At 73.1% G+C, this 14,506-nt stretch carries 15 protein-coding genes; 14 read left to right on the top strand and 1 reads right to left on the bottom strand.

Going from position 1 to position 14,506, the window contains the following annotated elements; genetic code table 11:
• Window positions 1-156 precede the first annotated feature (156 nt).
• The 14 genes from ACRRSS_RS32545 to ACRRSS_RS32480 all read left to right on the top strand — a co-directional run bounded on the left by ACRRSS_RS32545 (window position 157) and on the right by ACRRSS_RS32480 (window position 13,302).
• Window positions 157-585 carry an NADH-quinone oxidoreductase subunit A gene (locus ACRRSS_RS32545; protein ID WP_351901814.1) on the top strand — a complete coding sequence of 143 codons (429 nt, stop codon included), beginning with the start codon at window positions 157-159 and terminating at the stop codon, window positions 583-585.
• On the top strand, window positions 576-1,139 hold the full coding sequence (locus ACRRSS_RS32540; protein ID WP_435974584.1) for an NADH-quinone oxidoreductase subunit B: 564 nt from the start codon (window positions 576-578) through the stop codon (window positions 1,137-1,139). Before ACRRSS_RS32545 ends, ACRRSS_RS32540 begins: the two co-directional genes overlap by 10 nt.
• Window positions 1,136-2,581 (top strand): NADH-quinone oxidoreductase subunit C, encoded by a 1,446-nt coding sequence (locus ACRRSS_RS32535; protein ID WP_435974583.1) that lies wholly within the window; start codon window positions 1,136-1,138, stop codon window positions 2,579-2,581. The genes ACRRSS_RS32540 and ACRRSS_RS32535 overlap by 4 nt, the downstream gene beginning before the upstream one ends.
• The gene (locus tag ACRRSS_RS32530; protein WP_435974582.1) at window positions 2,578-3,546 is read left to right on the top strand and encodes a complex I subunit 1/NuoH family protein; all 969 of its coding nucleotides are present in this window, start codon (window positions 2,578-2,580) and stop codon (window positions 3,544-3,546) included. The genes ACRRSS_RS32535 and ACRRSS_RS32530 overlap by 4 nt, the downstream gene beginning before the upstream one ends.
• Window positions 3,546-4,130 (top strand): NuoI/complex I 23 kDa subunit family protein, encoded by a 585-nt coding sequence (locus ACRRSS_RS32525; RefSeq protein WP_435974581.1) that lies wholly within the window; start codon window positions 3,546-3,548, stop codon window positions 4,128-4,130. The genes ACRRSS_RS32530 and ACRRSS_RS32525 overlap by 1 nt, the downstream gene beginning before the upstream one ends.
• The gene (locus ACRRSS_RS32520) at window positions 4,127-4,738 is read left to right on the top strand and encodes an NADH-quinone oxidoreductase subunit J family protein (protein WP_435974580.1); all 612 of its coding nucleotides are present in this window, start codon (window positions 4,127-4,129) and stop codon (window positions 4,736-4,738) included. Before ACRRSS_RS32525 ends, ACRRSS_RS32520 begins: the two co-directional genes overlap by 4 nt.
• A complete protein-coding gene (nuoK, locus tag ACRRSS_RS32515; protein WP_435974579.1) occupies window positions 4,738-5,127 on the top strand; it encodes an NADH-quinone oxidoreductase subunit NuoK in 390 nt (129 codons plus the stop codon). Before ACRRSS_RS32520 ends, nuoK begins: the two co-directional genes overlap by 1 nt.
• Entirely contained in the window at window positions 5,124-7,103 is a 1,980-nt protein-coding gene (locus tag ACRRSS_RS32510) for an NADH-quinone oxidoreductase subunit 5 family protein (protein ID WP_435974578.1), read from the top strand. The genes nuoK and ACRRSS_RS32510 overlap by 4 nt, the downstream gene beginning before the upstream one ends.
• A 27-nt stretch (window positions 7,104-7,130) precedes the next feature.
• Window positions 7,131-8,684: a complex I subunit 4 family protein gene (locus ACRRSS_RS32505; protein ID WP_435975479.1), complete on the top strand. Its 1,554-nt coding sequence runs from the start codon at window positions 7,131-7,133 to the stop codon at window positions 8,682-8,684.
• Window positions 8,681-10,390: an NADH-quinone oxidoreductase subunit N gene (locus ACRRSS_RS32500; RefSeq protein WP_435974577.1), complete on the top strand. Its 1,710-nt coding sequence runs from the start codon at window positions 8,681-8,683 to the stop codon at window positions 10,388-10,390. The genes ACRRSS_RS32505 and ACRRSS_RS32500 overlap by 4 nt, the downstream gene beginning before the upstream one ends.
• 34 nt (window positions 10,391-10,424) lie before the next feature.
• Window positions 10,425-10,880, top strand: coding sequence for an MscL family protein (locus ACRRSS_RS32495; protein WP_435974576.1), 456 nt, complete (start codon window positions 10,425-10,427; stop codon window positions 10,878-10,880).
• 147 nt (window positions 10,881-11,027) lie between these two features.
• Window positions 11,028-11,891, top strand: coding sequence for a zinc metalloprotease HtpX (gene htpX, locus ACRRSS_RS32490; RefSeq protein WP_435974575.1), 864 nt, complete (start codon window positions 11,028-11,030; stop codon window positions 11,889-11,891).
• A complete protein-coding gene (locus ACRRSS_RS32485; protein ID WP_435974574.1) occupies window positions 11,888-12,286 on the top strand; it encodes a YccF domain-containing protein in 399 nt (132 codons plus the stop codon). The genes htpX and ACRRSS_RS32485 overlap by 4 nt, the downstream gene beginning before the upstream one ends.
• A complete protein-coding gene (locus ACRRSS_RS32480) occupies window positions 12,286-13,302 on the top strand; it encodes a hypothetical protein (protein WP_435974573.1) in 1,017 nt (338 codons plus the stop codon). Before ACRRSS_RS32485 ends, ACRRSS_RS32480 begins: the two co-directional genes overlap by 1 nt.
• Here ACRRSS_RS32480 and ACRRSS_RS32475 read toward each other — a convergent pair.
• On the bottom strand, window positions 13,268-14,506 hold the full coding sequence (locus ACRRSS_RS32475; RefSeq protein WP_435974572.1) for an APC family permease: 1,239 nt from the start codon (window positions 14,504-14,506) through the stop codon (window positions 13,268-13,270). The genes ACRRSS_RS32480 and ACRRSS_RS32475 overlap by 35 nt on opposite strands.

Below are 14,506 nucleotides of genomic sequence, written 5' to 3'. Positions count from 1 at the left end.
GCCGGTCGAAGCCCGTGCGACGCCATGGGGGAGGTGGGTGAGGGAGAGGGGGGATAGCCCCACCAGGAACGTCGCCGAGGCCGTACGGCGACCCGTACGCGACTGCTTACGGTCCCTTTAGCAGGGCCTAGACTCGCGTCCGTACAGAAGTGACCCATGAGACACCGAGACCGAGGGGCGGACGTGCGGGAACCGACCGTTGTCGCGGCCGACGCGGCGGACTACTTCCAGACGTACTCCGTCGTCGGCCTGCTCGCCGTCGTCGGCGTGCTCTTCGTCGCCGTGGCGTTCGGCGCGGGCCGGCTGCTGAGGCCTGTCGTGCCGACACCCGAGAAACTCATGACGTACGAGTGCGGCGTCGACCCCGTGGGAGAGGGCTGGGCCCACACCCAGGTCCGCTACTACGTGTACGCCTTCCTCTACGTCGTCTTCGCCGTCGACTCGATCTTCCTCTTCCCCTGGGCGACGATCTTCGCGGCGCCCGGCTACGGCGCCACGACCCTGGTCGAGATGTTCGTCTTCCTCGGCTTCCTGGCCGTGGGGCTGCTCTACGCGTACAAGAAGGGCGTCCTGTCATGGACGTAACACCCCTGCCCGCTCCCACGCTGGGGCCGCTCGCCCGCCTGGCCCCCGAGCCGATGAAGGTGGTCCTGAACTGGGGGCGCCGCTACAGCCTGTGGGTCTTCAACTTCGGGCTCGCGTGCTGCGCGATCGAGTTCATCGCCGCGTCGATGGCCCGGCACGACTTCATCCGGCTCGGTGTGATCCCGTTCGCGCCCGGCCCGCGCCAGGCCGACCTGATGATCGTCTCGGGCACGGTCACGGACAAGATGGCGCCGGCGGTGAAGCGGCTCTACGAGCAGATGCCGGAGCCGAAGTACGTCATCTCCTTCGGCGCCTGCTCGAACTGCGGCGGCCCGTACTGGGACTCGTACTCCGTCACCAAGGGCGTCGACCAGATCATCCCCGTCGACGTGTACGTCCCCGGCTGCCCGCCGCGCCCCGAAGCGCTGCTCCAGGGCATCCTCAAGCTCCAGGAGAAGATCGCGCGGGAGAACCTGGCGGAGCGGTACGCCACCGCCGCGTCGGTCTCCCAGCTGACGAGCCCCCTGGTCCAGGGCCCGGGAGGCCAGGAATGACCGCCCCCGGCTCCCTCCCCACCCCCTCCCACGACCCGGTTCCCGAGACCGCCTACGACTCCCTCCCCGGGGCCGTGACGGAGATCTTCGGCGAGGAGGCGACGGCGGAACAGGCGTACGACCTGCTGACGGTCGACGTCCCGCCGGAGTCCTGGATCACGGCCCTGGAGACCGCCCGGTCCACGCTCGGGTGCACCTACTTCGACTGGCTGAGCGCGGTGGACGAGCCGGGCACGGGCTTCCGGGTCTGCGCGCACGTCGTGTCGCTGGCGGGGGGCCGCCCCCGCCGCCTCCTCGTCCGTACGACGGTCCCGCACGCGGCACCCGCCCTCCCCACGGCGGTGGGGGTGTACGCGGGCGCGGGCTGGCACGAGCGCGAGACCCACGAGATGTTCGGCGTCGACTTCACGGGCCACCCGCACCTGGTGCCGCTGCTCCTACCCGAGAACTTCGAGGGCCACCCGCTGCGCAAGGACTTCGTCCTCGCGGCCCGGGTCGCCAAGGCGTGGCCGGGCGCGAAGGAGCCGGGCGAGTCCCACGACGGCGGCGGCCCGAAGCGACGCCAGATGCTCCCCCCGGGCGTCCCGGACCCCAACGAATGGGGCCCCCTGAAGGGCCAGCTCCCCCCGGCCCCGACCCGCCCGGCCCGCGCGGCAGCGGGCGACCGCCCGGTCCGCCGGGCCCGCTCGGTGACGGAGGGCTCGGCGAGCCAACCGGAGGCACCGAGCACCGGTTCCCCGGCGACGCCCCCGGCCATGCCCCCGGCCACGACGCCGGACGCTCCGGCGGCCCCGCCGCGCCGCTCGCGCTCGGTGTCGGAGGGCTCGGCGAGCCAGACGGCACCGGCCTCGGACGGGACGCCCGCCGCCGCCACCCCGGAGCCGCCGACCCGCCCGCCCCGCCGCTCGCGTTCGGCGGCCGACGGGTCCGCGAGCCAGGCGGCCCCGGCCGAAGGTTCGCCGAGCCGACCGGCCCCCGAGCGGGGTGCTTCCGCTCCCGAGCCGGGTGCTTCCGCTCAGCCGGGTGCTTCCGCCCCCGAGCCGGGAGCCTCCATCCCGGGTCCGGCGGCGGAGGCCGACACCCCGCCCGCCCCGGCCAGCCCGCCCCGCCGCTCGCGTTCGGCGGCCGACGGGTCCGCCAGTCAGGCGCCCCCGGACGGCCCCGAGCCGCGCGAGCCGCGCGAGCCGGCCGCCGGTCCGGCGGCTCCGCGTACCCGTAGCGCGGACGCCCCCTGGCACCACGCCCGCCCGGCCTTCGACGAGGAGCCCACGGCGCCGCCCGAGGCGGCGCCGGAGCCGACGGCCCCGGCCGAGCCCGGCGCGCCCGCCGACACGGGCACGGACGCCGATGCGGATTCCGACTCCGGGCCCCGGCGCCGGCCCGACAAGCCCGACCCCGACACCCCCGACCCCACCACCCCCGCCGGAGGCGATCCCGCGTGAACGACGTACTCGACGTCGCCCTCCGGCTCCTCGTCGTCTTCGCCGTCTTCCTCGTCCTGCCGCTCGTCGTCGGGCAGACCGAGCACAAGGTCATGGCCCACATGCAGGGCCGGCTCGGCCCCATGTACGCCGGTGGTTTCCACGGGTGGGCCCAGCTCGTCGCCGACGGCGTGAAGTTCGCGCAGAAGGAGGACGTGGTCCCCAAGGACGCCGACCGGCGGGTCTTCCAGCTCGCGCCGGCCGTCGCCCTCCTCCCGTACCTCCTGGTCCTCGTGGCGATCCCGATCGGCCCGAGCGAGGGGGCCGTCGGGCAGGTCGTCGACGCGGGCGTCTTCTTCGTGCTGGCCGTGATGGGCGTGGGCGTCCTCGGCAGCCTGATGGCCGGCTGGGCCTCCGCGAACAAGTTCTCGCTGCTCGGCGGGCTCCGTACCGCCGCCCAGCTCCTCGCGTACGAGCTTCCGATGCTCCTCGCCGCCGCCTCCGTCGCCATGGCCGCCGGCACGGTCTCCCTCCCCGGCATCCTGAACGCCTTCGAGTGGTGGTGGGTGCCCTGGCAGATCGCCGGCGCGCTCGTCTTCTTCGTGGCCGGTCTCGCGGAGCTCCAGCGGCCCCCGTTCGACATGCCGGTCGCCGACTCGGAGATCATCTTCGGTGCGTACACCGAGTACACCGGCCTCCGCTTCGCGCTCTTCCTCCTCGCCGAGTACGCCGGCATCGTCGTCCTGTGCGGTCTCACCACCGTCCTGTTCCTCGGCGGCTGGCACGGCCCGTTCGGCGGCGACGGTCTCGGCTGGGTCTGGACCCTCCTCAAGACCGCGGTGCTCGCGTTCGTCGTCATCTGGCTCCGGGTGAGCTACCCCCGGCTCCGTGAGGACCAGCTCCAGAGGCTCGCCTGGACGACCCTCGTCCCGCTCGCGCTCGCGCAGATCGCGCTCACCGGCATCGTGAAGGTGGCGATCCAGTAATGGCTCCTCCTCCCCCTCCCTCCCGACCCGGCATCCCCGGCTCCGGCCTCGCCAAGGGCCTGGCCGTCACGCTCCGGACGATGACGAGGAAGACCGTCACCGCGCAGTACCCGGACGTCCAGCCCGAGCTGCCGCCCCGCACGCGCGGGGTCATCGGGCTGTTCGAGGAGAACTGCACGGTCTGCATGCTCTGCGCCCGTGAGTGCCCCGACTGGTGCATCTACATCGACTCCCACAAGGAGACGGTGCCGGCGGCCACCCCCGGTGGCCGCGACCGCAGCCGGAACGTCCTGGACCGGTTCGCCATCGACTTCTCGCTCTGCATGTACTGCGGTATCTGCATCGAGGTGTGCCCCTTCGACGCGCTGTTCTGGTCGCCGGAGTTCGAGTACGCGGAGACCGACATCCACGAGCTCACCCACGAGCGCGACAAGCTCCGCGAGTGGATGTGGACGGTTCCGGAACCGCCCGCGCTCGACCCGCACGCGGAGGAGCCGAAGGAGATCGCGGCGGCCCGCAAGGCGGCGGAGAAGGCGGCCGAGAAGGCCGCCGCCGCGGCGGCCGCCGAGGGGGAGCAGCAGTGATCCTGGCAGCACACACGACCCAAGCGGCGCAGGCGGCGCAGGGGCACGGCTTCCTCTCGCCCACCGGCGTCGAGATCGCCTTCCTCCTCGTCGGCCTGGTGACCCTCGGCGCCGCCCTCGTCACGGTCACCACCCGTCAGCTCGTCCACGCCGCGCTCTGGCTGGTCGTCGCGCTCGGCGGCCTCGCCGTCGAGTACCTGCTCCTGACGGCCGAGTTCATCGCCTGGGTCCAGGTCCTCATCTACGTGGGCTCCGTCGTCGTCCTCCTCCTCTTCGGGCTCATGCTCACCAAGGCCCCCATCGGCCGCTCCCCGGACGCCGACTCCCGCAACAGGCCGGTCGCCGCCGCGGTGGCCCTGGTCGCCGCTGTCGCGCTCGTCTGGGTGGTCGTGGACGCGTTCCGTACGACCTGGATCGACCTGGACGGGGCCGTGCAGGGCTCCACCGAGGTGACCGGCCAGATCCTGTTCCGGCACTGGGTGCTGCCGTTCGAGGCGCTGTCCGTCCTCCTTCTGGCGGCCCTGGTCGGCGCGATCGTGCTCTCCCGCAAGAAGCCCTCGGACAGGCCCTCGGACAGGCCCTCGGACAAGAAGCAGGAGCGGCGCTGATGCACCTCGCCTACCCGGCCGTCCTCGCCGCACTGCTCTTCTCCGTCGGCGTGTACGGCGTCCTCGCCCGCCGCAACGCGATCCTGGTCCTGATGTCCGTCGAGCTGATGCTCAACGCCGTCAACCTCAACCTGGTCGCCTTCGACGTCTGGCTCCGCGACACCCTCCACGCCGGCCAGGCCCTCACCCTCTTCACCATCGCCATCGCCGCCGCCGAGATCGGCATCGGTCTGGCGATCGTCCTGATGGTCCACCGCAACAAGGGCACCGCGGACATCGACCGCCTCCGCGACACGGCGGAGCACCCGGACTCCCCGGACGGCACGTCCGACGAGGACACGCCCGCGAACGAGACGCCCACCGGCGAGAAGGCCGAGGCCACCGCGTGACCACCACGACCCTCGCCGTCCTCGTCCCCCTCCTGCCCTTCCTCGGCTCCGTCGCCGGACTCCTGCTGGGCCGCACCGCGCCCGGTTTCGTCCGGCCGCTCGCCGTGCTGCCGACGCTCGCCGCCGCCGTCCTCGCCGTCCTCGTCGCCGTCCGCCAGGGCGGCGGGAAGACGATCGAGGCCGCCACCCAGCTCACCCCCACCGGCTCGGTCCCGATCGACCTGGCCCTGTACGTCGACGGCTTCGCCGCGCTCGTCGCCGTGCTGGTCGGCGTCGTCGCCACCTGTGTGCAGGTCTACTCGACCGGCTACCTCCGCGACGACCCGCGCTACCCCTCGTACGCCGCGCTCGTCTCCCTCTTCACCTCCGCGATGCTGCTCGTCGTCTACTCCGGCGACCTGATGGTGCTCCTGGTCGGCTGGGAGATCATGGGCATCTGCTCGTACTTCCTCGTCGGCCACTACTGGGAGACGCCCGAGGCGCGGGCCGCTTCCCTGAAGGCCTTCCTCGTCACCAAGCTGGGTGACGTCCCCTTCCTCATCGGTCTCTTCGCGCTCGCCGTGGACGCCGGCACCTTCCGGATCACGGGCGTCCTCGGCGCCGTCGCGAGCGGCGGCCTCGACCACCCCACCCTGATCGCGCTGCTGCTGCTCGCCGGTGTGGCGGGCAAGTCGGCGCAGTTCCCGCTGCACACCTGGCTCCCGGACGCCATGGCAGGCCCCACCCCCGTCTCCGCGCTCATCCACGCGGCGACGATGGTCGCCGCCGGCATCTACTTCACGGCCCGGCTGCTGCCCGTCTTCGCCGCCTCCGCCGCCGCGATGACGGTGCTCGCCGTGATGGCCGCGATCACGATGGTCGGCTCGGCGCTCGCCGCGCTCGCCCAGGACGACATCAAGCGGGTCCTCGCCTACTCGACGATCGGCCAGCTCGGCTACATGGCCGGCGCGCTCGCCGTCGGCGACCGCGGGGCCGCCCTGTTCCACCTCCTCTCGCACGCCGCGTTCAAGGCGCTGCTCTTCCTCGCGGCGGGTGCGGTCATCCACGCCGCCGGCACGAACTCGCTCACCGCCATGTCCCGCATGAGCGGCCTCGCGAAGCGGATCCCGGACGCGTACTGGACGATGACCGTCGCCCTCCTCGCGCTCGCAGCGATCCCGCCCTTCGCCGGCTTCTTCTCCAAGGAAGCCGTCCTCGTGGCCGCCGAGCACACCGCCTTCGGGGACCGGGACGTCGCGCCCGCCGGGGCCGGCTGGACCGTCCTCGTGGCCGGGCTCCTCACCGCCCTGCTCACCGCCGCGTACGCGCTCCGCCTCTGGCTGCGGACCTTCCGCGGCCGGGGCGCCGAGGCTCCGGACCACGGTCGCCAGCCCCTCGCCATGACGACCGTCCTGTGGGTGCTCGCGATCCCCTCCCTCGGTTTCGGTCTGACCGTCACGTACCTCGACGACTGGTTCGACGGGAACGCCCTCACCCCCACCCTGACCACCGCCGTCCTCGGGACCGGCCTCGCCGCCGCCGGAGCCGTCATCACGTACGCGGTCTGGCGCACCCTCGCCGTCAGGACCCCGGTGCGAGCGCCCGCCCCGCACGTCGCCCACCCCGACGCCGAGGCGGGCGCCGTCGAGGCGGAGGCGCTGCACCTGCCGCCCCCCGCGAAGGACCCGGCCGACCCCGGCCGCGCCCTGCTCGGCCCGCTGTACGGCCCCGCCGTCGACGGCTTCCACCTGGACGCCGTCTACCGGGCGGCGTTCGTCCGCCCCGTCCTCGCCGCCGCCTCCCTGGTCCGCTTCCTGGACCGCGAGGTCGTCGACACCTACGTCCGTGCCGCGGGGGACTCCGCCAAGGGGCTCGGCTGGCTCGTCCGCCGCGCCCAGACCGGCAACGTGCAGACCTATCTGAGCGCCCTGCTCGCCGGCTCCGTCGTCCTGGCGATCGTCGCCGTCGCCCTCGCCAACGCCGCCGCCGGAGCGTGAGCCGTGATCGATATCAGCGAATCCGTGATGCAGTTCCTTCTGGCGGCGATCGTCGCCGGGCCGCTCCTCGGCGCGGCCGCCGCCCTCCTCCCGGCCCCACCGGGGCTGAAGGGGAAGTCCCCGGACCAGGCCGTGCTCCGCCACGGCGTGACCGTCACGGGCGTGATCCTGCTGGCCGCGATCGTCCTCGCCCTCGGCTTCGACCACGACCGGCCGTCGAGGATGCAGGCCACCACGGACATCAGCTGGATCAGGGCACTGGACGTGCGGATCCACCTCGGTGTCGACGGCATCTCCCTCCCCCTCCTGGTCCTGACCGCGCTGCTCGGCTTCCTCTGCGCGCTGTACAGCTACTTCAAGATGCCCGCGGGCCCTTCCCCCAAGGGCTTCGTCGCGCTGCTGCTCGTCCTGGAGTCCGGCACCCTCGCCACCTTCGCCGTCCTCGACCTCGTCCTGTTCTTCCTGGCCTTCGAGATGGTCCTCGTCCCGATGTACTTCCTGATCGCCCGCTGGGGCGGCGAGGGCAGGCAGGCCGCCGCCTGGAAGTTCATCCTCTACACGCTGCTCGGCTCCGTCGTGATGCTGCTCGGCCTGCTCCTCATCGGCGTGAAGGCGGGCACGTTCGACATGGTGGCACTGGCCTCTGACAACGGCCGTGGGCTGACCACGTCCGTGCAGGTCATCGCCGTTCTCGCGATCGGTCTCGGGCTCGCCGTGAAGACCCCGATGTGGCCGCTGCACAGCTGGCTGCCGGACGCCCACACCGCCGCCCCCACGGTCGGCTCGGTGCTCCTCGCCGGTGTGCTGCTCAAGATGGGCACGTACGGCTTCGTCCGCATCCTCCTGCCGATCACCCCCGACGGCATGCGGACCTTCGCCCCCTACCTCGCCGCCTTCGCCGTCGTCGGGATCATCTACGGATCGCTCGCCTGCCTCGCCCTCGCCCGGCCCGGCAACAAGGGCGACCTCAAGCGCCTCATCGCGTACTCCTCCGTGGGCCACATGGGCTTCGTGCTCCTCGGCATCGCCACCATGACCCCCACCGGGGTCAACGGCGCCCTCTTCGCCAACGTCGCCCACGGCCTCGTCACCGGCCTGCTGTTCTTCCTGGTCGGCGCGGTCAAGGACCGGTACGGCACGGCGGACCTCGACACCCTCGCGGGCGCCACCGGCGCCGCCCTCTACGGCCGCGCCCCGCGTCTCGGCGCCCTCCTCGCCTTCGCGGCCGTCGCCTCCCTCGGCCTGCCCGGCCTGGCCGGTTTCTGGGGCGAGATGCTGGCCCTGTTCGGGGCCTTCGATCCCGCCGAGGGCCTCAGCCGACCCGCCTTCCTCACGTTCACGGCGATCGGCGCCTTCGGCACCCTCCTCACCGCCGCGTACCTCCTCCTCGTCGTGCGCCGCGTCTGCATGGGCGGCCCCCGCCCCGCCGGGGAGACGCCGATCGCCGACGTCCAGGGGTACGAGTTCGCCGCCTGGACCCCGCTCGTCGCCCTCACCGTCCTCGCCGGACTCTGGCCCGCGGTCCTCCTCGGCCTCACCGACCCGGCCGTCCAGAAGCTCCTCGCCGGAGGCACCCAGTGACGTCGTCGCTCGTCCAGTCCGTCGACTGGCTCACGATCGCGCCCCCGACCCTGACGGCCGTGGTCGCGCTCGTGGTGCTCGTCGCCGACCTGTTCGTCCCCGAGGAGCGCAAGCGGCTCCTCGGCTGGACCGCGATCGGCGGCCTCGTCGCCGCGCTCGCCCTCCTCGTCCCGCTGCGGGCCGGTGACCGCTCCACCTTCTGCCTCACCGCCGACACCCAGGTCAGGGCCTGCAGCTACACGGCCGACGACTTCACCCTCGTCATCCAGCTGCTCGTCCTCGGCGGGGCGCTCCTGACGGCGCTGCTCTCGCTCACGGAGACGAGCGACCCCCTCGGGGCACGGGGGCGCACCCGGTCCGGGGGGCGTACCCGGTCCGGCGGAACCACCGGGGCGGGCGAGCCCACCGGGCCGAGCCGGATCAGCGGGTCCGGCGGGACCGCGGAGCACGGCGAGGCCACCGGGAGCCGCGAGAAGCTCCCGGCCGGCGAGTTCTGGTTCCTGCTGCTCGCCTCGGCCGCCGGAGCCGCCCTGCTGCCGGCCTCCCGCGACCTCGCGACCCTCGTCGTCGCCCTGGAGGTGGCCTCGCTGCCCGCCTTCGCGCTCGTCGGCCTCAAGCGCGGCGACCGCAGGTCCGGCGAGGCGGCGCTCAAGTTCTTCCTGTCCTCCGTGACCGCGACCGCCGTCACCCTGCTCGGCGTCAGCTTCGTGTACGCGGCGACCGGCACCCTGCACCTCACGGAGCTCGCCCAGCGCCTCGACGACGTACCCGGCCAGCTCCAGACGCTCGCCGAGGCGGGCGTCGCCCTCACCCTCGTCGGCTTCGCCTTCAAGACGGCCGCCGTCCCCTTCCACTTCTGGGTCCCCGACACCTACGTCGGCGCGCCCCTGCCCGTCGCCGCCTACCTCTCGGTGGTCGGCAAGGCCGTCGGCTTCACCGGGCTCATCCTGGTGACGGTCGTCGCCTTCCCCTCGTACGCGGACGTGTGGGGCCCGGCCCTCGCCGTCCTCGCCGCGCTCACCATGACCGCGGGCAACGTCGCCGCCCTCCGCCAGCGCTCCACGCGCGCGTGGAGCGCGGTCCGGCTGCTGGCCTGGTCCTCCGTCGCCCAGGCGGGCTACCTGCTCGTGCCGATCGCGGCCGCCGCGTACTCCAGTGACGACCAGATCGGCGCCACCGTCGCGTACGCCCTGATGTACGCCGTCGTGAACCTCGGCGCGTTCGCGGTCGTCGCGCTCGTCGCCCGCAGACACCCCCGGAACCGGATCGCGGACTACCGCGGGCTGTACGCGACGAGCCCCGCCGCCGCCCTCGCGCTCGCGTTCTTCCTCCTGAATCTGGCCGGTCTGCCCCCGGGTATCATCGGCCTCTTCGCGAAGGTGACCGTCTTCTCGGCGGCCGTCGACGCGGGCCTCGGCTGGCTGGCCGTGATCATGGGCGTCAACGTCGTGATCGCGCTGTACTACTACCTCCGCTGGACGGCGCTGCTGTTCCGCACACCGGAAGGCACCCCGGAAGGCGCGCCCGAAGGTGCCCCGGAAGGCGGGTCGGCAGACGCGCCGGAGGAGACGCCGACGACGGCCCCCGTCCCCCACACGGCCCCCGTCCCGATCACCCTGGCGATCGCGCTGACCGCCGCCGCCGGAGTCGTGCTGTCGGGATACCCGCAGTTCGCCCTCCGCTTCGCAGCGGACAGCCTCTTCTGACCCCCCACCAGAGCAGAACCCAGGAGCAAACCCCGTGCTGAACGGATTCAAGGACTTCATCGTTCGCGGGAACGTCATCTCGATGGCCGTCGGCCTGGCCGTCGGAACCGCGTTCACGGCCGTCGTCACCGGCTTCAGCAAGGCGTTCATCACCCCGCTCATCGGTCTCGCCACCGGCACCGTCGGCAACTTCAACGACGCGCGGTTCCACGTCGGCGGGACCGTCTTCCCCTACGGCCTGGCGATCTCCGCCGCCATAGCGTTCGTCATCACCGCCGCGGTCCTCTACTTCCTGATCGTCGCGCCGCTGGCGAAGGTCCAGGCGAGGTTCGCGAAGGAGCAGGCGGCCGATCCCAAGGCCGAGAAGCGCGACTGCCCCCGCTGCTTCACCGAGATCCCGGCCATCGCCACCCGCTGCGCCCACTGCACCAGCGAGGTCGAGCCCGTCGCCACCAGCCTGGACAAGCTCGCCGTCCCGGCCTCCCGCTGATCACCCGAACGGCCCACACCGCCCCCCGGCGCGGCCGGGGGAACCCGAACCTCCCGCCTGGCGTTGACCAGTACGGAAGGGTCCACTGGACAGGTGGACGACCACGAAGCGAAGGGTTCCCCTGCCGCACCACTTGGAGGGCGTACCGTGCACCGCCGGCACAACGGGCTGAGGACCGCCGTACTCCTCGGAGGGCTCTCCGCCCTCATCATCGTCATCGGCAGCTTCTTCGGACGGACGGGACTGATCGTCGCGCTGTTCGTGGCGCTCGGAACCAACGCGTACGCGTACTGGAACAGCGACAAGCTGGCGCTGCGGGCCATGCGCGCCCGTCCGGTCAGCGAGTTCGAGGCGCCCGCGCTGTACCGGATGGTGCGGGAGCTCTCCACCCAGGCGCGCCAGCCCATGCCCCGGCTCTACATCTCGCCCACCCAGGCACCCAACGCCTTCGCGACCGGACGCAACCCGCGCAACGCCGCCGTCTGCTGCACCGAGGGCATCCTCGCCATCCTCGACGAACGCGAACTGCGCGGAGTCATCGGCCACGAGCTGAGCCACGTCTACAACCGGGACATCCTCATCTCCTCGGTCGCCGGAGCGCTCGCCTCCGTGATCATGTTCCTGGTGAACTTCGCCTGGCTGATCCCCGTGGGCCGCTCCAACGACGACGACGGCCCGGGCATCCTCGGCTACCTCCTGGTCCTCATCCTCGGCCCGATCGCCGCCTCGGTCATCCAACTGGCCATCTCCCGCTCCCGCGAGTACGAGGCCGACGCCTCCGGCGCCCAGCTCACCGGCGACCCGCTCGCGCTCGCCGGCGCCCTGCGGAAGCTGGAGGCGGGCACCAAGCAGCTGCCGCTGCCCCCCGAGCCGCGGATCGAGACCGCGAGCCACATGATGATCGCCAACCCGTTCGGGCCCGGAAAGGGCCTGTCCAAGATGTTCTCCACCCACCCGCCGATGGCCGAGCGGATCGCCCGGCTCGAACAGATGGCAGGCCGACGCCCGTGAAAACGCTCCTGAACGTCATTTGGCTGGTGCTCTGCGGATTCTGGATGTTCCTGGGCTACATGCTCGCGGGCGTCCTGCTCTGCATCACGATCATCGGCATCCCCTTCGGACTCGCCGCGTTCCGCATCGGCGTCTACGCCCTGTGGCCCTTCGGGTACACGGTCGTCGACCGCCGCGACGCGGGCGCCCCCTCCTGCGTCGGCAACGTGCTGTGGCTGATCCTCGCCGGCTGGTGGCTCGCCCTCGGGCACATCACCACCGGCATCGTGCTCTGCGTCACGATCATCGGCATCCCGCTCGGCATCGCGAACTTCAAGCTGATCCCGGTCTCGCTGCTGCCGCTCGGCAAGGAGATCGTCCCCAAGGACCAGCCCTACGCGTACCCGACCCACTGATGCGGAACCCCAGGTACGCCCTCGTCTCGGGGCTGTACGCGGTCGCCCTGTGCACGGACGTCGACGGTCTCTACGGGGAGCCCTCGCCGCCGCCCCGCGCCCGCTACCAGCTCCGCGGCTGCGAGCCGCGCGGCGAACTGGCCCGGGCGGTCACCGAGGCGCTCGTGGAGGGCTCGGCGCCGCTCGGCACCCTGGACGTGGAGACCCCCGACGGGCTCTGGCGCCTCTCCGGGGTCCGCGTCCTCGGCGCGCGCGGCGACGCCGTGACGGTCGAGACGACGGGCGGCCCGCGGCGGCTGCGCCACGGACAGGACCCGGCCCGGTGCGCCAACCTGATACGGGTCACGCCCGAGCCGCCCGCCGAGGTCACCCACACCGAGGTCACCTTCCTCGGCTGCTCCCCGCGCGGGGGGCTGCGGGACGCCCTGGCCGCCGGCGATACCTCCTTCGAGGCCGTCCGCTACCAGGTCCTCACCCGGATGGGGAGCGTCCACCACGAGGCCGAGGCGGGCCGCGTCACCGGCTGGGACACCTCCGCCCGCCACCACGGCCTGGTCGACCTCACCGTGGCCTTCCCCCGGCAGGGCCTGATACCGCACCCCTCCCGCGAGGTCTGGGACCTGTGGCACCGGGGCCGGCCGGCCGAGCCCGGCACCTGGCGGCGCTTCACCGGCGCGGCGCGCGGCGCGTGGCGGACACAGGCCGCCCACCACGCGCACGGCGCCCCGGAGATCACCCCGGGCGCCACGTACGACCTCGACGGCACCGACGTCGTCGACGAGGACTCGTTCCTGTGCGCCCTGGGGGAGGCCGTGCTGGGCCCCGGCCGGGGCTTCGGCGTCGGGGCGCCCCGGGCGCTCGGCGAACTCCTCGAAGGCACCACCCTCGTCTGGCACCACGCCGACGTGGCCCGCGCCTGCCTGGGCGTCCTGCCCTACCGCGACCGCCGCCCCGCCACCTTCGAGGAGTTCGTCGACGGCCTCAGGGACGCGGGGGTACGGCTCGTCCTCGACTGACCGCCCACGCCACCACGCCCGCCGCGACGACCCCCGAACCGGCGAGGACGGAGCCGAGCGGCAGCGCGAACGCCAGCGCCGCGCACCCGGCGAGACCGAGCGCGGCCAGCGGCCGCCGGGCGGGCCCCAGGGTCCAGGCGGAGGCGTTCGCGATCCCGTAGTAGACGAGCACCCCGAAGGACGAGAAGCCGATCGCGCCCCGCACGTCCACCGTCGCCGCCACCACGGCCACCACCGCGCCCACCGCGAGCTCCGCCCGGTGCGGCACGCCGAACCGGGGGTGCACGGCCGAGAGCGCGGTCGGCAGGTACCCGTCCCGGGCCATCGCCAGGGTCGTACGGGACACCCCGAGGATCAGGGAGAGCAGCGAGCCGAGCGCGGCCACCGCAGCCCCCACCGCGACCACCGGCACCAGCCAGGCGGCGCCCGCCGCCCGGGCCGCGTCCGTGAGCGGCGCGGGGGAGTCGGCCAGGGCCCCGGGGCCGAGGACGGACAGCACGGCCACCGCGACGAGCAGGTAGACGACGAGCGCGATCCCGAGCGCGACCGGGACGGCCCGGGGGATCGTCCGGGCCGGGTCGCGGACCTCCTCGCCCAGCGTGGCGATCCGCGCGTACCCCGCGAATGCGAAGAAGAGCAAACCCGCGGCCTGGAGGACCCCGCCGGGGGTGAGCTCCCCGCCGCGCGCGAGCGGCTCCGCCGAGCCGCCTCCGAGACAGACCACGACGACGGCGGCGAGGACCGCGAGAACGAGCGCCACGATCACCCGCGTGAGCTGCGCCGACTTCTGAACTCCCCCGTAGTCGACCGCCGTCAGGGCCACGACCGCGGCCACCGCGACCGCGTGCGCGTGCTCCGGCCACACGTACGCGCCGACGGTCAGCGCCATCGCCGCGCACGAGGCCGTCTTGCCCACCACGAACGCCCAGCCGGCCAGGTACCCCCAGAACGAGCCGAGGCGTTCGCGACCGTACACATAGGTGCCGCCCGAGCTGGGGTGGCGGGCCGCGAGCCGGGCCGACGCCATCGCGTTGCAGTAGGCGACGACGGCAGCGATCCCGAGCGCCAGGAGCAGCCCGCCCCCGGACCCCGCGGCCCCGGCGGCGGGCCCGAGCGCGACGAAGATCCCGGCCCCGACCATGGCGGCGAGCCCTACCACGACAGCGTCCCGGACACCGAGGGACCGGCGCAGCTCAGCACTCAT

Origin of the sequence: Streptomyces sp. Qhu_M48 (assembly GCF_051305195.1) — a bacterium.
Taxonomy (GTDB): Bacteria; Actinomycetota; Actinomycetes; order Streptomycetales; family Streptomycetaceae; genus Streptomyces.
Note: the sequence above shows the minus strand (reverse complement) of the source record. Positions and strands in the feature narration are given on the sequence as shown.

Excerpts from the sequence above, each read along its gene's own strand:
- nuoK (WP_435974579.1), top strand. The coding sequence starts at position 4,738 with ATGCACCTCGCCTACCCGGCCGTCCTCGCCGCACTGCTCTTCTCCGTC.
- ACRRSS_RS32525 (WP_435974581.1), top strand. The coding sequence starts at position 3,546 with ATGGCTCCTCCTCCCCCTCCCTCCCGACCCGGCATCCCCGGCTCCGGC.
- ACRRSS_RS32540 (WP_435974584.1), top strand. The coding sequence starts at position 576 with ATGGACGTAACACCCCTGCCCGCTCCCACGCTGGGGCCGCTCGCCCGC.
- ACRRSS_RS32545 (WP_351901814.1), top strand. The coding sequence starts at position 157 with ATGAGACACCGAGACCGAGGGGCGGACGTGCGGGAACCGACCGTTGTC.
- ACRRSS_RS32505 (WP_435975479.1), top strand. The coding sequence starts at position 7,131 with ATGCAGTTCCTTCTGGCGGCGATCGTCGCCGGGCCGCTCCTCGGCGCG.
- ACRRSS_RS32480 (WP_435974573.1), top strand. The coding sequence starts at position 12,286 with ATGCGGAACCCCAGGTACGCCCTCGTCTCGGGGCTGTACGCGGTCGCC.
- ACRRSS_RS32475 (WP_435974572.1), bottom strand. The coding sequence starts at position 14,506 with ATGAGTGCTGAGCTGCGCCGGTCCCTCGGTGTCCGGGACGCTGTCGTG.
- ACRRSS_RS32535 (WP_435974583.1), top strand. The coding sequence starts at position 1,136 with ATGACCGCCCCCGGCTCCCTCCCCACCCCCTCCCACGACCCGGTTCCC.